The organism is Tenggerimyces flavus, from assembly GCF_016907715.1.
Taxonomy (GTDB): Bacteria; Actinomycetota; Actinomycetes; order Propionibacteriales; family Actinopolymorphaceae; genus Tenggerimyces; species Tenggerimyces flavus.
Window position 1 is genome coordinate 5446387 of the sequence record NZ_JAFBCM010000001.1, and the last position, 20829, is coordinate 5467215.

Below are 20829 nucleotides of genomic sequence, written 5' to 3' on the forward strand. Positions count from 1 at the left end.
AGGAAGGCCCAGGTCTCGCACTTGACGACCGGGTGACAGTTAGGCAAGCCTAACCGTATCTAGCTGGCCCACTCACCGAAGGATCTCGATGCCCCGGCCCATGACCGTCCTCTCGGCCGCGATCGCAGCCGCCGCCCTGTTCCTCGCCACCGCGTGTGGCTCGGGCGGCACCGAAGCCAACGTCGCCAACCCTGGCGAGACCGGCGACTCCGGCGAAACCGCCGGGACCACGGCGGAGCCGCAGCAGGCGGCCTTCCCCGTCTCGATCAAGCACAAGTACGGGGCGACCGAGATCACCGAGGCACCCAAGCGGGTCGTCGCGGTCGGGCTGGTCGAACAGGACGCGCTGCTCGCGCTCGGCATCGTCCCGGTCGGGACCAGCGAGTGGTTCGGCGAGCAGCCCGGCGCAATCTTCCCCTGGGCGAAGGCCGCCTACGACAAGCTCGGCGGCGAGCTGCCGACCGTGCTGCCGCAGGCGGACGGCATCCAGTACGAGAAGGTCGCCGCGCTCCAGCCGGACCTGATCATCGCGTTGTACTCCGACCTGACCAAGAAGGACTACGACACGCTGACCGCGATCGCGCCGGTCGTCGCCAACCCCGCCGAGTACCCGGGCTACGGCATCGGCTGGGAGGAGCTCACGACCAAGGTCGGCCAGGCGGTCGGCAAGGCGCCGGAGGCGCAGAAGCTCATCGACGAGGTCAAGGCCAAGATCGAGACGGTCAAGAAGGAGCACCCGGAGTTCGCGGGCAAGAGCGGCCTGATGGCGACGCCGTACCAGGGGATGTTCGTGTACGGGAGCGACGACCCGCGCTCGCGACTGCTGACCTCGTTGGGCTTCACGCTGCCGCCAGACCTGGACAAGGCGATCGGGGACAAGTTCGGCGCGAACATCGCCGCGGAACGGATGGATCTGATCGACACCGACGTGCTGGTCATGATCATCGACACGTACGCGAAGGACCGCGCGGCGTTGAACAAGAACCCGCTCTACGCCGACCTGTCGGTGGTGAAGGAGGGTCGCGACCTGCTGATCGAGACCAACACCCCGGTCGGCGCGGCCACTTCGTTCATCAGCGTGCTGAGCCTGCCGTTCCTGCTGGACGACGTCGTCCCGAGGATCGCCGCCGCGGTGGACGACGACCCGGCCACGAAGGTGGAGCCCGTCAAGGCTTAGTTGCGCGCTCGATCAGGCTCTTTGGCCGGAGGTCCGTCCAGTTCGCCTCGACGTAGTCAAGGCAGGATTGACGGGCCTCCGGTCCGTGCACGGTCGTCCAGCCGGCGGGCACGTCGGCGAACGCCGGCCACAGGCTGTGCTGGCCCTCGTCGTTGACCAGCACGTAGTAGCAGCCGTCGTTGTCCTCGAACGGGTTCGTCATCGCTTCTCCTTAGCTCGTTGCTGCAACGCCTCCAGTGCGCGGAACCAGCCGTCCGCCAGCTCGCGCACCTTCTGCTCCGACAGAACGCCTTCCGCGAACGTCCATTGGGCGAACAGCACCGCGCCCTCCGGACGATCCTGCGTCGCCGCGTTCACGACGAGGGCGTGTCCGGCCGGCATGTCCGGATCAGGGCCGACCTCCGCAACGGCGGCCTCGGGCGCGTACGACCAGTCGACCTCGTCGGCGAGCCCGAAACGACCGAGGTAGTTGAACTCGACCCGCGGCGGCTCGTACTTGGCGAGCCTCGATCGTGTGCCTGAGTTGAGATGTCGCAGCATTCCGTAGCCCAGTCCGCTCTTGGGTAAGGTGGCCTTGACGTCTGCCACCGCTTCGTCGGGATCGTCGCTCACGGCGAGCGCGACCGGGTAGACGGTGGTGAACCAGCCGACCGTCCGGGACAGATCCAGGTCGTCGGAGTCGCGGCCGTGCCCCTCCAGGTCGATGAGCACGCGGCCACCGAACGCCTTGGCGAACGCGGCGAGCAGGACCTCGTTGACAGTGGCGTCGAACGCCGTCGGTACGTCGGTCAGCAGCGTGCCGACCGGCATCGACACTGTCACCTCGCGCATCGTCGCGACGACGTCGCGGGCTGGGTCCAGCGGTCGCTCGATGGGCAGCGCGACGCCGTTCGCCAGAGTGTCCTCCCAGGCGGCGAGCTCGTTCTCGCGATCGGGGGCCTGCTCGACGAGCGCGCGAGCCCAGGAGCGGAACGGGACCTCGACCGGCGGGAGGTTCGGTTGCACCCCTCCAGCAAGCGCCTCCCACGCGTTCGCGAGATCGGGCAGCAGGACGCGCCACGAGACGCCGTCGACGACGAGGTGGTGCGCTGTCAACAGCAGCTTGCCAGGCCGGCCGGGGCCGGCGTCGAACCACGCGGCTCGGAGCATCTCGCCGCGGTCGGGATCCAGCCGCGCTCTGGTTGCCCGCGCGGTCTCGGCGATCAGCGCGGTGACCTTTTCGCCTTCCAGGCCGGCGATGTCGACACGTTCGACCAGCGTCGCGGCGTCGACGCAGCCGACCGGCGGAACGTGCAGCGACCACTCGTCGCCATCGCGGACGAGCCGCGCTCGCAGCAGGTCGTGCCGGTCGACGATCGCTTGCAGGACGACGATCAACGCGGCTTGGTCGAGCGCGGCTGGCGTGCGGACGAGGTTCGCCTGGTGGTAGCCGGCGTACGGTCCGCCGAGCTCGCGCAGCCAGTGCATGACCGGCGTGAGCGGCACCTCGCCTGTACCGTCCTCGGCCGCGACCGCGGTGGCGTCGGAGGCAATCTCGCAGAGCGCGGCGACCGTACGGTGCCGGAACACCTGCCGCGGCGTGAACCGCACGCCCGCCGCCCGTGCCCGTCCGACCAGCTGCATCGCGACGATGCTGTCGCCGCCGAGCGCGAAGAAGTCGTCGTCGATGCCGACCTCTTGCAATCCCAGGACTTGGGCGAGGACGTCGCACAACGCCTTCTGCTGTGGGGTTTCCGGAGCTCGCCCGGTGCTGGCCGCGGCGAAGTCCGGCTCTGGGAGGGCGGCCTTGTCGAGCTTGCCGTTCGACAGCGTCGGCAGCCGGTCGAGGACGACGATCGCGGCCGGCACCATGTGGTCGGGCAGCAGTGATGCGACGTGCTGGCGCAACGCCGGGCCTACGCCCTCGGGGGCGACGACGTAGCCGACGAGTCGCGGCCCGCGGGCCACGACGACCGCGTCCCGGACCGTCTCGTGGCTAGCGAGGACGGCCTCGATCTCGGCCAGCTCGATCCGGAACCCGCGGATCTTCACCTGGTCGTCCGCGCGGCCGAGATAGTCGAGCTGCCCGTCGACCGTCCAGCGGGCCAGGTCGCCGGTGCGGTACATCCGTTCGCCGGGCGTGAACGGGTTGGCGACGAACCGTTCGGCGGTGAGGTCCGGCCTGCCCAGGTAGCCGCGCGCGAGTCCGGCGCCGGCGAGGTACAGCTCCCCCGGCACGTTCGGCGGCAGCGGCCGGAGCCGGTCGTCGAGGACGTACGCCTGCGAGTTGTGCACCGGCCTGCCGACGACCGGGTCCTCGCTGTCGCGGAAGCGCCCGACGAGCGCGTCGACGGTGGCCTCGGTCGGTCCGTACAGATTGAAACTCTCGGTGCCCTCGATCGTCCGCAGTCGCTCCCAGAGGGCGCGCGGGACGGCCTCGCCGCCGACGCCGACGACCGCGAGCGGGCAGGTGTCGTCGTCGAGCAGGCCGAACTCCACCAGCTGTTGGAAGAACGACGGCGTGACTTCGAGGAAGTCCCAAGCCTGCTTGCGGATTGCTTGGGTGAGGAGGTCGGGGTCGCGGCGCACCTCGTCGTTCACGACGTGCAGCGCGTGCCCGTCGAGCAGCCACAGCTGCGGCTGCCAGGACGCGTCGAACGAGAACGACCAGGCGTGCCCGACGTTGAGGTGCTGGCGGCCGGTGAGCTCCTGCGCCCGCTGGTAGAGGTTCTCGCGGTGGCTGTGGAACAGGTTGACGACGTTCGCGTGCGAGACCACCACGCCCTTGGGCTTGCCGGTCGAGCCGGAGGTGTAGATCACGTAGGCGGGATGCTCGGGACTTAGGCCGGCGTCAAGGTTGCTTCCGTCGTCCGGCAGCTCGGCCTGGTCGAGGCGCAGACCGTCGGCGAGGTGGGCGGTCTCTTCGACCGTGAGTGTGAGGACGGGGTCGGCGTCGGCGAGCGTCTGGGCGATGTGCTCGGGCGGGTTGGCCGGGTCGATCGGGAGGTACGCGGCGCCGGCCTTCTGCACGGCGAGGATCGCCTCCATCGTGCGGCCCTCGCGCGGGAGGACGAGGGCGACGATCTTCTCAGGGCCGGCGCCTCGCTCGATCAGCAAGCGGGCGAGGCGGTTCGCCCGCTCGTTCAGTTCGGCGAACGTGAGCGTGAGGTCGTCCGACACCAGCGCCTGTGCGTCCGGGGACTTGGCGACCTGTGCCTCGAACAGGCCGGGCACGGTCGTCGGCTCGACCGGCAGCGCGGTGGCGTTCCACTCGACGAGCAGGCGGTGGCGTTCCTCGTCGCCGAGAACGTCGATCGCGCCGATCTGTTGCGTTGGGTTCTTGGCGACGGCGTGCAGAATCCGCTGCAGGCGTTGGGCGAACCCCTCCGCTGTGGTGTCGTCGAACAGGTCGGCGGCGTACTCGAGCACGCCGTGGACGGCGTCGCCGACCTCGACGAAGTCGAACGACAGGTCGAACTTCGCGGTCTTCGCGCCGAGCGGTACCGGCCGCGCCTCGACGCCGGGGAACGCGAGGCTGCCGTCGGCGCCGGCGACGTACACGACCATGGTCTGGAACAGCGGATGCCGCGCAAGCGAGCGGGCGGGGTTGAGGACCTCGACGAGCCGTTCGAACGGGACGTCCTGGTGGTCGAACGCGGCGAGGTCGGTGTCGCGGACTCTCGCGAGCAGGTCGGCGAACGTGGGGTCACCGGAGGTGTCAGTGCGGAGGACGAGGGTGTTGAGAAAGAAGCCGACCAGGTCCTCCAGCGCCTCGTCGCCGCGGCCGGCGATCGGGCTGCCGAGGGGGAGGTCGGTGCCGGCGCCGAGCCTGGTGAGGAGGACGGCGACGGCGGCCTGGACGAGCATGAACATGCTGACGTCGTGGGCCTTCGCGACCTCGCGCAGGCGCTGCGCGAGGTCGGCGTCGAGGGACAGATCGACGGAGCTGCCACGGTAGCTGGCCTCGAGCGGTCGGGGCCGGTCGTACGGGAGGCTCAGCTCCTCGGGCAGGTTGGCGAGTTGCTGCTTCCAGTAGGCGAGTTGGCGCGCGGCGAGGCTGGCTTCGTCGTTCTCGTCGCCGAGCAGGTCGCGCGACCAGAGCGTGTAGTCGGCGTATTGGACCGGGAGCGGTGCCCACTCCGGCGCGGTGCCTTCGAGGCGGGCTTGGTAGGCGATGGCGAGGTCGGTGGTGAGAGGACGTTCGGACCACTCGTCGCCGGCGATGTGGTGGAGCAGGAGGAGGACGACGTGGTCGTTCGGTGCCAGCTCGAAGACGGTCAGGCGGAGCGGTGCTTCCCGGTCGAGCGCGAAGCCGTGGCTGGCTGCTTCCGCAAGCAGGGCTGGGAGTTCGTCTTCGTTCGCCTGGACGACGTCGGTGTGGAGCTGTACGTCGTCGATGAGCTGCTGGTAGGGCTCGCCGTCGTGGTCGGGAACGATCGTGCGCAGTGCCTCATGCCGTTGCGCGAGGTCGTGCACGGCTGCTTCGAGCGCTTGGACGTCGAGCCGGCCGGTGAGGCGCCAGGCGAGCGGGATGTTGTAGGTGGGTGAGGGGCCCTCGACCTGGTAGAGCACCCACATCCGTCGCTGCGCGGCGGACAGCGGCATCGGGTCGGGTCGTTCGTGGGGGGTGAGCGCCGGTCGCGACGTCCCTTCGGTCAACCGACCCACGAGCTGCGCGACTGTGGGCGAGTCGAAGACGTCGCGCAGCGACAGCTCCACCCCGAACGCACCGCGCACCCGACTGACCAGCCGCATCGCGAGGAGTGAGTGCCCACCCGCGGCGAAGAAGTCGTCGTCGATGGAGACGCTCGGCAGCCCGAGCACCCCAGCGACGATCCCGCACAGCACCTCTTCGCGCTGCGTCCGCGGCGCGCGCCCGGAGGTGGAGATGGCAGGGTCGGGCAATGCCTTCCGATCGAGCTTCCCGCTCGGAGTAAGAGGCAGCGCCTCCAGCTCGATGACCGCCGACGGCACCATGCCGGCCGGCAGCTCCCGCGCCAATGCGGCCAGCACCCCCGCCACCGCACTCCCCGGCATTGGGTCGGGGGCACCCACGTCCGAACCTATGGGACCAGGGTGCCCCTCACCCAACACCTCGCCCGCCGCCGCAGTCCCCGGCATTGGGTCGGGGGCACCCACGTCCGAACCTATGGGACCAGGGTGCCCCCCACCCAGGACGACGTAGGCGATGAGGGCATCGCCTCGAACAGCGGCGGCGGCCTGGGCGACGCCGGGGTGGCGGGTCAACGCCGCTTCGATCTCGCCCAGCTCGATCCGTACCCCTCGCACCTTGACCTGGTCGTCGACGCGGCCGAGGTACTCCAGCACGCCGGCGCGACTCCAGCGGGCGAGGTCGCCGGTGCGGTACATGCGCTGGCCGGGCGTGAACGGGTTCGCGACGAAGCGCTCCGCCGTCAACCCAGGTCGGGCGAGGTAGCCGCGGGCGAGTTGGTCGCCGGCGAGGTACAGCTCCCCCGCCACCCCGGGCGGCACCGGCCGGAGCGCGGCGTCGAGGACGTACACCTGCGTGTTCCAGACCGGCCTACCGATCGGGACCGCGTGGCCGCCCGCCTCGACCGGCCACGCGGTGACGTCCACGGCCGCCTCGGTGGGCCCGTACAGGTTGTGCAGCTCCGCCGGCAGCGGGAACGTCGAGACCAGATCGCCAGGCAACGCCTCGCCACTGCAGATCACTCTCCGCAGGCCGACGCAGTCCACCGCGGCAGGCTCGTCCAGGAACACCCGCAGCATCGACGGAACGAAGTGCACCGTGCTGACCCGTTCGCGCTGGATCAGCTCGGCGAGGTACCGCGGGTCCCGATGCCCATCCGGCTTGGCGATCACCAACGTCGCGCCGACGAGCAGCGGCCAGAAGAACTCCCACACCGACACGTCGAAGCTCGACGGCGTCTTCTGCAGCACGCGTTCGCCAGGCTCCAGTCCGTACGCGGACTGCATCCACAGCAGCCGGTTGACGATGCCGGCGTGCGTGTTCACGACGCCCTTCGGCTTGCCGGTCGAGCCAGACGTGTAGATCACGTACGCGGGACTCGACGGAGCGAGATCCTCAACGCAGTAAGGCTCCCCGTCGTCGGCGAGGTCCACGTCAGCCAACGCCAGGACACACGCGGGTCGGGCGTCGTCGAGCATGAACGCGACCCGTTCGGCCGGGTAGTCCGGGTCGACCGGCAGGTACGCGGCACCGGCCCGGTGGATCGCGTACAGCGCGACGACCAGCTCGAGCGAGCGCGGGATCGAGACGGCGACGAGGTCCTCCGGACCAACCCCACGCTCGCGGAGCCGCCGAGCGAGCCGGCCGGCATGCGCGTCGAGCTCGGCGTAGGTGAGCCGCATGTCGCCGAACACGAGCGCGGTCGAGCCCGGAGTCCGCGCGACCTGAGCCCGGAACAGCGCGGGCAGCGTCGTGGCCGGAACGTCGTGCGCGGTCGAGTTCCACTCGCCGAGAGCTGAGCGCTCAGCGGGATCGAGCAGCTCGAGCTCGCTGAGCCGCGCGTCGGGGTTGCTGGCGAGCACCCGTTCCAAGCGAGCGAGCATCGCGCGGGCGGACTCGTGGTCGAGCAGGTCCTCAGCGAACTCGAGCATCAGCCCGATCCGCTCGTTCTCCTCGATCACGGTGAAGTGCAGGTCGAACTTCGCGTCGCCGGTGTCCATGCCGAACCATTCGGTCGGCAGCCCCAGCACGTCCGGGTCGCCGCCCGGGCGGTGGTGGTAGCCGAGCATGACCTGGAACAGCGGGTTGCGGCCGGCGACGCGGGTCGGGTTCAGCGCCTCGACGACGCGTTCGAACGGCAGGTCCTGGTGCTCGAACGCCGCGAGGTCGGACTCCTTGACCCGCGCCAGCAGCTCGGCGAACGTCGGGTCGCCGGACAGATCGGCGCGGAGCACGAGCGTGTTGACGAAGAACCCGACGAGGTCGTCGACCGCGTCGTCGGTACGTCCCGCGATCGGTGCGCCCAACGGGATGTCCTCGCCCGCACCGAGCTTGCCCAGCAGCGCCGAGACGGCGGCGTGGAACACCATGAACATGCTCGCGCCGGTCTTCGCCGACAGCTCCCGCAAGGCACGGTTGACAGCGGGCGGCAGTTCGAGGTGCACCTTGCCGCCGCGTCCGGACGGCTGCGTGGGACGCGGCCGGTCGAACGGCAGCGTGAGCTCGTCGGGCAGCCCAGCGAGCGCGTTCGTCCAGTACGCGAGCTGCTCGGCCTCGGCGCCGGAGGCGAGAAAGTCCTGCTGCCACAGGGTGAAGTCGGCGTACTGCACCGGCAGCGGGTTCCACTCCGGATGCTCGCCGTTCATACGCGCCTGGTACGCGACGGTGAGGTCGGTGAGGAACGGGCGGTCGGACCACTCGTCGGTCGTGATGTGGTGCAGCACGAATGCGACGACATGGTCGTCCTCGTTCAGCCGGAGAACGTCGACGCGCAGCGGGATCTCGCGCGCGAGATCGAACGGCCGGCGCTTCAGCTCGTCGATGCGTGCGCCGGGATCGTCGACATCCTCGACGGAGAACGGCACCGGGACCTCGGCGTCCAGGATGTGCTGGCCGAGATCGTCGACGAGAGTCCGCAAGGCTTCGTGCCGCGCGACGACGTCCTGCGTCGCCTGCCGCAACGCGGCGACCTCGAGCGCGCCGCGAACGCGGAACACCAGCGGGAAGTTGTACGCGACGCCGCCGCCCAGCCGGTCGACGAGCAGTAGGCGTCGCTGTGCGGCGGAGAGCGGGATGCGCTCCGGCCGCTGCCGAGGCCGCACGGGTGGGCGGGCCGGCTTGCCCGCCGCGGCCCGTTCGGCCAATCGGGCGGGAGTCTTCGCTTCGAACAGGTCGCGGATCGCGAGCTCGGCGCCCAGCTCCGTTCGCGCGCGGCTGATCAGTCGGGTGGCGAGCAGCGAGTGGCCGCCGAGGTCGAAGAAGTCGTGTTCGACGCCAACCTCGGGCAGCCCGAGAACCTCGGCGAACAGCGCGCAGAGGATCTCCTCCTCGCGGTTCGCCGGAGCACGGGACGACTCGGTGAGCACGACCGGCTCGGGGTCGGGCAGCGCGCGAACGTCCAGCTTGCCGTTCTCCGTCAGCGGCAGCGCCGGCACCGCGACCAGCGCCGACGGGACCAGGTAGTCGGGCAGCGTGGACCGCAGCGCGGCGCGGACCTGCTGCACCAGCGCGTTGTTCCGTCGCGCCTCACCCGGATCGTTCGCCAGCACCGCCGCGCCGGTCGGCAGATAGCCACCCACGTACGGCCCAGGCGCACGGGTGAGGATCGCGTCGAAGGACCCGAGGGCCGCGGACCACGTGACCTCCACGTGATACCCGAGCCGCTCCCCCACCGCCCGCACCTCGGCCTGCTCCACCCCCTCGCCCAACCTCGCGTCCGGTATCCCCACCACCCGCACTTCACCCACCGAAGCGGGGTCAGCAACCGATTGCAGAGCCTCGAAAACCCCATCCTGGTGGGTGAAGTCGCGCCAGCTGTGGACGGTGGGGATGGTGGAGAGGTCGGTGGCGGTGAACGGTGTACGGCGGAGGACGACGTCGTAGCGGAACTGGGTCAGCTCGTTGTGGTGCGTGCCCGCCTTCGTACGGATCCGCGCGCCCTCGAACCCGGCGAAGAAGTCCGGGTCGACCAGCAGCTCCTTCTCCAACGCCACCGAACGATCGACCGCGCGCTCGTCCTCGACCCCACGAGCAGACTGGATCGCGGCATGAAACGTCCGCGTCAACCGCAGGTTGCGTACGTCGCCGATGAACAAGGCACCACCCGGCGCCAGCAGCCCCAACACCCGCGAGATGACCGAGTTCAGGTAGTCGAGGCTCGGGAAGTACTGCACCACCGAGTTGATCACGATCGTGTCGAACGTCCCCGCCGGCAGGCCGTCCACCACGTGCGCCGGCTGGCAGCGCAACGTCACCTTGCTCGCAAGTGACGGCACGGAAGCGATCCCCGCCCGCAGCTTCCCGATCACCGGCGCCGCGAAGTCCGTCGCCCAGTACTCCTCGACGTCCGGCGCGAGCTGCGACAGCAGCAGGCCGGTGCCGACGCCGATCTCCAGCACCCGGCGCGGCGCGAGCTCACGGATCCGTTCGACCGTCCCGGCCCGCCACTCCCGCATGTGCTCCAACGGGATCGGCTGACCGTCGTAGCTCGAGTCCCAGCCGGCGAAGTCCTCCTCGAACAGCGCGGTGCCGATCTCGGTGTACTCGGCGTCGTAGATCTGCTGCCACTCGCCGATCTGCTCAGCTTCGAGGTCCTCCCGCGCGTCCGCGACGACCGCGGGCACGACGTACCCGACGAGCCGCTGCGTGCCTGGAACCGTCGGGTCGTCCCGCGCCACGACGGCGGCCTGCGCAACCCCGGCTTGACGCGCCAGCACCGACTCGATCTCGCCCAGCTCGATCCGGTGCCCGCGCACCTTGACCTGGTCGTCGGTCCGGCCGAGGAAGTCGAGGTTGCCGTCCCGTCGCACCCGGACGAGGTCGCCCGTCCGGTACATCCGCGCACCCGGCGGGCCGAACGGGTCGGCGACGAAGCGATGCGCCGTCAAGCCAGGCTGGTCGAGATAGCCGCGGGCGAGCCCGAGCCCGGCGATGTACAGCTCCCCCGCCGCCCCGTCCGGCACCGGCCGGAGCCACGGGTCGAGCACGTAGCCGCGCGTGTTCCAGATCGGCTTGCCCACCGTCGGCGTCGCGCTGTCGAGCGTTCCGCCGCCGAGCGTGTTGATCGTGTACTCGGTCGGACCGTAGAGGTTGTAGCCGTACGTCCCCTCGGTGTCGCGCAGCGCGGACCACACCGCGTCCGACACCGCCTCGCCACCCAGCAGCACCAGGACAGGTCGATGGCCGTCGAGCAAGCCCTGCTGGATCAGGAGCTGCGCGTACGTCGGCGTCACGTTCACCACGTCGATCGCGTGCTCGTCGCAGTACGCGACCAGCGCCTCGGCGTCGCGGCGCAGCTCCTCGTCGCAGACGTGCACCTCGTGGCCCTCGACGAGCCAGAGCAACTCCTCCCAGGACATGTCGAACGCGAACGACACCGTGTGCGCGATCCGCAGCCGCCGCCCTCCGGCCGACGCGATCGCCGGGTCGAAGATCGCCTCGCGGTGGTTGAGCTGCATGTTGGTGAGGCCGCGGTACGGCGTGACGACGCCCTTGGGTCGGCCGGTCGAGCCGGACGTGTAGATCACGTACGCCGGATGCTCCATCCGGAGCGGGTCGCTCGGCGTGAACCCGGGCCGCTCCTCGTCGGCCAGCGCCGTGCCGGAGAACGTCGTGAGATCGAGCTCGTCGAGCACGAGCCTGCCATCGCGTTCGGGCAGCCTTGGGGCTACGGCCGCGGTCGTGAGCAGCAGCTCCGGGTCGGCGTCGTCGAGCATCAGCGCGAGCCGGTCGTCGGGGTGGTCGAGCTCGAACGGCAGGTACGCGGCGCCGGTCTGCAGGACGGCGAACAGCGCGACGACCATGTCGGTCGATCTCGGAATCGCCAACGCCACCAGGCGTTCCGGGCCGGCGCCGCGGTCGAGCAGCAGCCTCGCGAGCTGGTTGACGCGGCTGTCGAGCTCGGCGTAGCTGACGATCTCGTCGCCGTACACCAGCGCGGTCGCGTCGGGCGTCTTGCGGGCTTGGGCGGTAAGCAGCTCGGCGACGGTCTCGTTCGGCACGGGATGCTCGTTCGAGTTCCACGCGGTCGCGCCGAGTCCGATCGCGCCGACGGGCTTGGCGAGGTCGCCGCAGAGCTGGTCGAGCGCGGCGGTGAACCGTTCGGTCAAGTGCTGGGCGAAGTCGCGGTCGAACAGGTCGGGACGGTACGACAGCGTGACCTGCATCCGTCGCGACGGGGTGATGACCATCGTGAGCGGGTAGTGCGTCGCGTCGACGTTCACGACGTCCGCGATCCGGTGTCGCTGCCGGAACTCGGCTAGCCGGTCGTCCCCATCGGCGGCGCGCAGCACGAACAGCGTGTCGAACAGCTGCCGATGACCGGAATCCTGTTGCAGCGTGGAGAGTCCGAGATACTCGTACGGCATCGTCGCCGCCCGGTCCGCCTGGATGCGGTGGAGCAGGTCGAGGGCCTTCTCGCTGGGGTCCAGGGCGATGCGGGTCGGAACGGTGTTGAGGAACAGGCCGATCGTGGTCTCGACGTTCGGTACGCCGATCGGCCGGCCGGCGACCGCGGCACCGAAGACGACGTTGGAGCGGCCGATCGTGTTGGAGAGCACGAGAGCCCAAGCGGCGTTGAGCATCGTGTTCAAGGTGACGCCGTTGCCGCGTGCCTGCTTGCGGATCGCATCGCTCACCTCGGGCGACAGGTGGACGTCGACGGTGTCGGGGAGGATCGGCGCGGGACCCGCGTCGGCGCCGGCGACGAGTGTCGGCTCGTCCAGGCCGCTGAGCGTGTTTCGCCAAACCTGCTTGGCGATGTCGAGGTCCTGCCTGTCGAGCCAGTCGAGGTAGTCGCGATACGTCCCGGGGGTCGGCAGCTCGCCGGTGCGGTCGTAGTGGTCGAACAGCTGCTCCATCACCAGCCACTCCGACCAGCCGTCCCAGAGCAGGACGTGGTGGCTGAGCACGATCAGGTCACGGTCCTTGCCGAGCCGGATCAGCATCGCGCGGCACAGTGGCGGCCGGGTGAGATCGAAGCGTTCCTGCCGGTCCTCGGCGAGCAGCCTGTCGACCTCTTCCTGCTGATCCTTGTCGGTCAGGTGGGTGAGGTCGAGCTCGGTGAGCGGGATCGTCGCGGTACTGGCGATGTACTGCACCGGTTGGCTGAAGCCGTCGCTCAGGAACCCGGCCCGCAAGCTGGGATTGCGTACGAGCAGGCTGTCCAAGCTGGCGCGTAGCCTGTCCGCGTCGACGCGGAACTCCAGGTCGAACGTCGCCTGCCCGGTGTAGACGTCGAGCCCGCCGCCGTCGTAGGTCGCGAGGAAGTAGAGCCCTTCCTGTAGGGGCGACAGCGGCCACACCTCGTCGGCGTCGATACGCGCACGTTCGGCGTCGGTCAGGGTCAGCAGCGGTCCGGCGTGCTGCTCGAACTTCTCCACGGTCGTCGCCGCGGCGGCCAGCGCGGCGGGAGTGCGCTGCTCGAACACGTCGCGCGGGCTGACCTCCAGCCCGTGCTTGCGGGCACGGGTGGAGACGCCGATCGAGGACAGGCTGTCGCCGCCTAGCATGAAGAAGTCGTCGTCGACGCCGACCTCGGCGCGGTCGAGGACGTCGGCGAATATCGCGCAGAGGATTCGTTCGCGTTCGGTGGAGGGCGCACGACCGGCACCGCTCTCGACGGCCGGCGAGGGCAGCGCGCGGACGTCGAGCTTGCCCGCCGGCGTGAGCGGCAGCGCGTCCAGCTCGACGATCGCCGTCGGCACCATGCTCGCGGGCAGCTCCCCCGCGAGCGCCGCCAGCACCGCCGCCACGTCGCCGCCCGTGACTGGGTCGGGGGCACCCTCGTCCGAACCTATGGGACCGGGGTGCCCCCCACCCAGCAACCCACCCGTCGCAGCGGTCCCCGGCACTGGGTCGGGGGCACCCTCGTCCGAACCTATGGGACCGGGGTGCCCCCCACCCAACAACCCACCCGTCGCAGCGGTCCCCGGCACTGGGTCGGGGGCACCCTCGTCCGGACCTATGGGACTGGGGTGCCCCCCACCCAGTTCCTGGCCCAGGGTGCGGACGATGTAGCCGACGAGGGCGCCGTCCCGCACGGTCACGGCGGCTTGGGCGATGCCGGGTTGGCGGGTTAGCGCGGCCTCGATCTCGCCGAGCTCGATGCGGTTGCCGCGGAGCTTGACCTGCCGGTCGGTGCGGCCGAGGTACTCCAGCGCGCCGTCCGCGAGCCGGCGGACGAGGTCGCCGGTGCGGTACATCCGCTCGCCCGGCGCGCCGAACGGGCTGGCGACGAACCGCTCGGCCGTCAGATCGGCGCGGCCGTGGTAGCCGTGCGCCAGCTGCACCCCAGCGAGATACAGCTCGCCCGCCACGCCAGAAGGGACGGGCCGCAGCCAGGGGTCGAGCACGTGCAGCCGCGTGTTCCACACCGGCCAGCCGATCGGCACCGAGCTGGTGTCTCCCCCACCCTCGTACGGGAACCAGGTCACGTCGACCGCGGCCTCGGTCGGCCCGTACAGGTTCTGCAGCGGCACCATCGTGCGCGCGAGCCAGCGGTCCGCGACGTCGGTCGGCAACGCCTCGCCACTGCTGAACACCCGGCACAGCGAAGCCGACCAGTCGTTGCCCTCGACCGCGCCGAGGAACGCGGCCAGCATCGACGGGACGAAGTGCAGCGTGGTGACCCTGTGCTCGGCAATGGTGCGGGCGAGGTACGCGGGGTCGCGATGCCCGTCCGGCTTGGCCAGCACGACGGCCGCACCCTCGCAGAGCGCCCAGAAGAACTCCCACACGGACACGTCGAAGCTCGACGGCGTCTTCTGTAACACGCGGTCGTGGGCGCTGAGCCCGTACTTGCCCTGCATCCACGCGAGCCGGTTGACGATCGCGCGGTTGCCGACGACCACGCCCTTGGGGCGGCCGGTCGAGCCGGACGTGTAGATCAGGTATGCGGCGTCGGGGGCCACCTCCGGCCCGTCGCTGCCCTCGAGGCGGCTCGGTCCGTCGGCGTCCATGAGGATGCGCGCGCCGGAGTCGGCGAGCATGTACGCGATCCGGTCCGCCGGGTAGTCGAGGTCGATCGGGAGGTACGCGGCACCGGTCTTCAGCACGGCGATCAGCGCGACCATGAGGTCGGCGGATCTTGGCACGGAGACGGCGACGACGCGGCCTGGTCGGGCGCCGAGGTCGCGGAGCTGGCCGGCGAGCTTGGCCGCTCGTTCGTCGAGCTGTGTGTACGTCAGCGTGGCGTCGTCGGCGATCACCGCGGTGGCGTGCGGGGTGCGGGCGACCTGCGCCTTGATCGCTTGGATCAGCGTGTGGTCGGGGACCTCGTGATCGACCACGTCGTCGCCATGGTCGGTCCGGAGGTCGAGCCGCGACAGCCGTTCGTCCGCCAGCACGGCCTCGAGCACCCGCACGAAGCGGTCCAGCAGGGTCTCGGCGTCGATGCCGCGGGCGGCGTCGTACTTCAGCTCGAGGCTCAAGCGCTCGCCAGGGTGGGCGATCAGCGCGACCGGATAGTGCACAGCGTCGCGTACGTCGATGCCGGAGATCGCCACTTCCCCGGCAGTGAGGTCCGTGGCCGCCGGCTGGTTCTCGACCACGACGAGCGTGTCGAAGAGCTCACCGATCCCCGCCGTTCGCTGGATCTCAGCCAGCCCGACGTGCTGATGGTCGAGCAGGTGGGACTGCTCGTCCTGCAGGCGGATGAGCGTGGCCACGAGCGACTCGTCGGGGCGGAGGCGCATGCGCAGCGGCAGGGTGTTGATGAACAGGCCGACCGCGTTCTCGATGCCCGGCACGTCGGCGTCGCGGCCGGACACCGTACTGCCAAACACCACGTCGGAACGTCCGGTCAGCGCGCCGACCAGCACACCCCAAGCCCCGTGCAGGATCGTGCCGAGCGTCAACCCATGCTTGCGGGCAACCGCGGTCAGCTCGGACGTCAGCGCCGCGGAGAGCGCACGCCGCTGACTGGAATGAGGGCGTCCCTCATTCGAAACGAGGGCGGGGGCGAGGTGGGTGGGTTCGTCGAGGCCGGCGAGCGCACTACTCCACGCATCGAGTGACACCTCGCGGTGCGCGAGCCACGCGGCGTACCGTCGATGCGTCCCGTCGGCCACAACCGGCCGGTCGTGCTCGTACCGGTCGAGCAGCTCGCGCAGCACGACCGCCATCGACCAGCCGTCGGCGACGATGTGATGCAGCGTGAGAACGAGCCGATGCTCGTGGTCGGACAGCCGAACGAGCACCGCGCGCAGCAGCGGCGGTCGACCGAGGTCGAAGCCGACCTCGCGCTCGGCCGCGGCGATCTCCTCGACGTCCCAGCCCTCGATCTCGCCCCACGGCACCTCGAGACCGTCGACGACGACCTGCACCACCTGCCCGTCCGGACGTTGCCGGAACCCGGCGCACAGCGACGGATGGCTGTCCACGGTCTCCTGCAGCGCTCGCCGCAACCGGCCGGCGTCGAGTGGCCCGGTGAGCGCGAACGTCTCCTGGACCGCGTACGTGTCGCTGCTGTCGAAGTGCGCGTGGAAGAACAGTCCTGCCTGCAAGGGCGTTGCGGGCAGGACGTCGCTCAGCCCGGGCAGCTCGGCGCGCTCTTCATCGGTGGGCTGGGCCAGCGCGTACGGCACTATGTCAGCGAGTGCGGCGACGGTGGTGGTCGCGACCTCGGCGAGCGCGGCGACCGTGCGGCGCTGGAACACCTGCCGCGGCGTGAGCGCGAGCCCGGCGTGGCGGGCGCGGGTGACGAGCTGGACCGCGACGATGCTGTCGCCGCCGAGCTCGAAGAAGCTGTCGTGGATGCCGACGTTCGGCAGCTCGAGGACCTGAGCGAAGAGGTCGGCCAGCGTCCGTTCGGTGTCGTTCCGCGGGGCCGTATCGCCAACCAGCGTTGCCCAATCCGGCGCGGGCAGCGCCTTGGCGTCCAGCTTGCCGTTCGGCGTCACCGGCAGCCCGTCGAGGAGCACGACGGCGGACGGGACCATGTACTCGGGCAGCCGCTCGCGGGCGTGCGCGCGGACGCTGTCGGCGTGGGTCGGGCCGACGACGTACGCGACCAGCCGCTTCATCCCGCGGTGGTCGGTGGTCAGCACGATCGCCGCCTGCGACACCTCGGGGTGCGTGTTGAGGACCGTCTCGATCTCGCCAGGCTCGATCCGGTGGCCGCGGAGCTTCAGCTGGCTGTCGGCGCGGCCGAGGAACGCTAGTGTGCCGTCGGGTTGCCAGCGGACGCGGTCGCCGGTGCGGTACATGCGGCTGCCGGGTGGGCCGAACGGGTCGGCGACGAACCGTTCGGACGTGAGCGCGTGCCGGCCGAGGTAGCCGCGCGCGAGGCCGCGGCCGCCGACGTACAGCTCCCCCTCGACGCCGACAGCGACCGGTCGCAGCGCGGAGTCGAGGACGTAGGTGCGGGTGTTCGGGTCGGGGACGCCGATCGGTACGGGTCCGGTCCAGTCGGCGGGGACGTCGCCAGCGTTCCAGAGCGTGGAGTTGACCGTTGCCTCGGTGAGCCCGTACGCCGCGACGACGTTCAGCTTCTGTGCCCACCGTGCGACGAGCGTGGGCGGGACGGTCTCGGTGCCGACCAGGAGGTACGCGTTCTCCGGCAGCGCGAGGTCCTTCGGGAACGCGGCGACGAGCGACGGCGGCAGCGCGAGGTGCGTCGCCTCGTGCTTGGCGATGTAGTCGGTCAGCTCTGGTCCGGCGATGCGGCGCTCGGTGGGCACGACGATCACGCGACCGCCGACGCCGAGCGACATGACCAGCTCCCACACGGTCACGTCGAATCCGATCGAGGCGAACTGCAGGACGCGGCTGTCCTCGGCAATGCCGATGCGTTCGGTGGCGGTGGCGATGAGGCTGCCGATGCCGTCGTGCGAGACGACGACGCCCTTGGGCTGACCGGTCGAGCCGGAGGTGTAGATGACGTACGCGGCTTGAGCCAGGTCGATCTCGAGGTTGAGCCTGGTGTCGTCGTACGCTTCCGCGTCGCGCAGCTCGTTCGCTGTCAAGACGAGCTTGGCACCGGCGTCGTCGAGCATGTAGTCGATGCGCTCGGGCGGGTGGTCGAGGTCGAGCGGGAGGTAGGCAGCGCCGGACTTGAGCACGCCGAGCAGGGCGACGACGAGGTCGGTCGTTCTTGGTACAGCGACGCCGACGACGTCCTCGGTCTGGACGCCTTTCGCCTTGAGCAGGTGAGCGACACGGTTGGCCGCGGCGTCGAGCTCCGCGTACGTGAGCTTGGTGTCCTCGCAGACAACGGCGGGCTCGTTCGGGCGGCGGGCGACCTGCCGTTCGAACGCCGCCGGCCAGGTGAGCTCGGGGCTCTCGTGCTCGTCGATGCCGAGCTCGTTCAGGACGAGTTCGCGTTCGGCCTTGTCCAGCAGCTCGATCGTGCCGATCGGTTGGTCGGGGGTGGTGACGAACGCGTCGAGGAGGGCGAGCAGCCGCTGCTCGTGGGCGGCGAGCTGTTCGGGGGTGCAGACTGCGGAGTCGGCGTCGAGGAAGATCCGCATGCTGCCGTCGGCACGTTCGTAGTAGGCGATCGACAGGTCGTTCACCGGGCCGGGCACGAACGGGCGGATGGAGAAGTCGAGGCCGCCGAACGTGATGCCTCGTTCGAACGTCAGCACGTTGACGGTCGGGCCGACCAGCTCGCCGAGACCACCGTCGAAGCCGAGCTCGCGGGCCAGGTCCTCGCCGCGGAACCGTCCGTGCTTGGCGACCGACCACACCTCCGCCGCGGTGGCGTCGATCAGCTGGCGCGGGGTGTGCTCGGGTCGTACTTTCACCCGCAGGGGAAGGACGTTCGACACCATGCCGGGGATCGCGCGGGTGCGTCCGACGCGTGCGGTGACCGGCAGCGCGAGGACGACCTCTTGCGCTCCGGTCATGCGATGCGTGTACGCGGCAGAGGCGGCAATGACCAGGCGGGTCCACTTGCTGTCGACCTTCTCCGCCAGGTCGCGCAGGCGATCCGCCTCGGCGAGAGTGAGATCGACTTCGCGGTGGTGGACGAGCTTCGACTGCGTCTCGACGCGTTCGACGAGGCGGCTGGGCTCAATCTTGTCGGCGTACTTCTCCAACCAGCGTTCGCGATCCGCCTGATGCGTCGGCGACTGGCGGTAGTGCTGGTCGGCTTCGACGAGGCCTCTCAGGGGCCAAGGCGGGACGGTGGTCGCGCTGTCGGAGTAGAGCTCGCCGACCTTGCCCATCAGCAGGGCGAGCGCGTACCCGTCTGTGATCAGGTGGTGGTAGCGCTGGTACCAGAGCACGCGGTCGTCGGCGATGCGCAACAGGGCTTGGCGAACGATCGGACCGTTCTCGAGGTCGATCACCGTGCCGCAGTCAGCGCGCATCCACGCGTCCGCCGCTTCTGGGGTGTACAGGTCGAGCTGCTCGACCGGTGGGCGTTCGGCCACCAGGCGTTGGTACGGCACGCCGTCCCGTTCGACGAACGTGGCATGCAACGGCTCGGCCGCCTCGACCACCGTGGCGATCGCGCCGGCGAGACGGTCGGTGTCAACCGCGCCTTGCAGCTCGACGCACATCGCGACGTTGTAGATCGTCGCGTCGGGGTCGAACTGCTGGGCGCGCCAGATGACTTCCTGGCCCCGGCTGAGTGGGACCAACGGTATGTCCTTGCTCATCGTTGCGTGGCGAGCTCAGCGTCGCGTACGGACCGCAGGATCTCGTCCACGCGGATGGCGGTGTTGGAGAGCAGCGACGAGGTGATGCCGTGCGTGTGCTCGGTGCCGCCCTGGAGGTAGAGGCCGGCTTCCAGCGTGGCTGCCGTGGCGATGCGGTAGTCGCGGCCGACGACGAGTCGCCCGTCGCCGTCGCGTTGGCAGTGCGGCGCGAGATTTCCCAACAGGGCTGAGGGATCCGCCGGCTTGTAGCCCGTCGCGCAGACGAGGAGGTCGGCGTCGAGCGACATCTTCTCGCCGTTCGTGAGCAGCTCGATGGTGGCCCGTACGCCGTCCGGGGTCTCAGTGGCGTCGACGAGGCGGGAGACGTTGAGCATGCGGAGACGTTCCTTGCCGAGGATCTTCTCCCGGTAGCGGCGGGCGTAGAGGTCCTCGATGAGCTCGGCGTCGACGACGGAGTAGTTCGTGTTGGCGTGGTAGGCGTGCAGCATCTTCTTGGTCTCGGGCGGGGCGTCGAAGAAGTCCTCGACGGCGGCCGGGTCGAAGATGCGGTTGGCGAACGGGCTGTCGTCGGCGGGGCTGTAGCCGTACCGCGAGAACACGGCACAGATCTCGGCGTCGGGAAACTCGCGGTGCAGGAACGACGTGACCTCGGCCGCGCTCTGGCCGGCGCCGACGACGACGAAGCGGCTGGGCTTGGTGGTCCTGAGCTCGTCGATGCGGTGCAGGATGTCGCGGTTGTGCCAGACGCGGCGCGAGGGGACGACGCCGTCGGGGAGGTTGGTCTCGAGGCCGGTGGCGAAGACGACGTTCCTCGCCCGATGAGTGGTGGTGCCGTTCGGGCCGCGGGTGACGACGTCGACGTACCTGCCGACCTCGGCCGTGCGGAGCTCGACCACCTCGTGCCGGTATCGGACAAGGTGGTCGACCTGGGCGGCGGCCCATTCGAGGTAGTCGTGGAACTCGATGCGGAGGGGGAAGAGGTTCTTGGCGTTGATGAAGTCGATCAGCCGGTCCCTGGCCTGCAGGTAGCAGAGGAAGGAGAAGCGGCTGGTCGGGTTCCGGAGGGTGACGAGGTCCTTGAGGAACGAGACCTGCATGGTGGCGTCGTCGAAGAGCATGCCGCGGTGCCAGCCGAACTGGGGTTGCCGTTCGAAGAACACGGCGCTGGGCTGCGCTGTTGTCGCTGGCTCTTCGGCTAGTGCGACGGCGAGGGCCAGGTTGGAGGGCCCGAAGCCGACCCCGATGAGGTCATGAACCGGTGTTTCGTCTGGACCATGAGGAGCAGACGTCGCTGTCATTCGTGTCCCATCACTCGGAAGATCCCGCCGCGCAGCTAGCTTAGGTAAGCCTTCCTTAAGCTCCGGGCAGCGTCAATCCCCGAGTACTGCGGAGAGCGATTG

General features: G+C 70.0%; 4 protein-coding genes. 1 reads left to right on the top strand and 3 read right to left on the bottom strand.

Going from position 1 to position 20829, the window contains the following annotated elements; genetic code table 11:
* The first annotated feature begins 100 nt into the window (after window positions 1-100).
* Window positions 101-1177, top strand: coding sequence for an iron-siderophore ABC transporter substrate-binding protein (locus JOD67_RS25490; RefSeq protein WP_205120220.1), 1077 nt, complete (start codon window positions 101-103; stop codon window positions 1175-1177).
* Here the strand turns inward: JOD67_RS25490 and JOD67_RS25495 are convergent.
* From JOD67_RS25495 to JOD67_RS25505, 3 genes are read right to left on the bottom strand one after another with little or no spacing between them, the layout of a single operon-like run.
* On the bottom strand, window positions 1167-1379 hold the full coding sequence (locus JOD67_RS25495; RefSeq protein ID WP_205120221.1) for an MbtH family protein: 213 nt from the start codon (window positions 1377-1379) through the stop codon (window positions 1167-1169). The genes JOD67_RS25490 and JOD67_RS25495 overlap by 11 nt on opposite strands.
* On the bottom strand, window positions 1376-19411 hold the full coding sequence (locus JOD67_RS25500; RefSeq protein ID WP_205120222.1) for a non-ribosomal peptide synthetase: 18036 nt from the start codon (window positions 19409-19411) through the stop codon (window positions 1376-1378). The genes JOD67_RS25495 and JOD67_RS25500 overlap by 4 nt, the downstream gene beginning before the upstream one ends.
* A gap of 14 nt (window positions 19412-19425) precedes the next feature.
* Window positions 19426-20727, bottom strand: a complete 1302-nt coding sequence (locus JOD67_RS25505) for a lysine N(6)-hydroxylase/L-ornithine N(5)-oxygenase family protein (RefSeq protein ID WP_205120223.1) — start codon at window positions 20725-20727, stop codon at window positions 19426-19428.
* Between the last annotated feature and the right edge of the window lie 102 nt (window positions 20728-20829).

Excerpts from the sequence above, each read along its gene's own strand:
- JOD67_RS25490 (WP_205120220.1), top strand. The coding sequence starts at position 101 with ATGACCGTCCTCTCGGCCGCGATCGCAGCCGCCGCCCTGTTCCTCGCC.
- JOD67_RS25495 (WP_205120221.1), bottom strand. The coding sequence starts at position 1,379 with ATGACGAACCCGTTCGAGGACAACGACGGCTGCTACTACGTGCTGGTC.
- JOD67_RS25505 (WP_205120223.1), bottom strand. The coding sequence starts at position 20,727 with ATGACAGCGACGTCTGCTCCTCATGGTCCAGACGAAACACCGGTTCAT.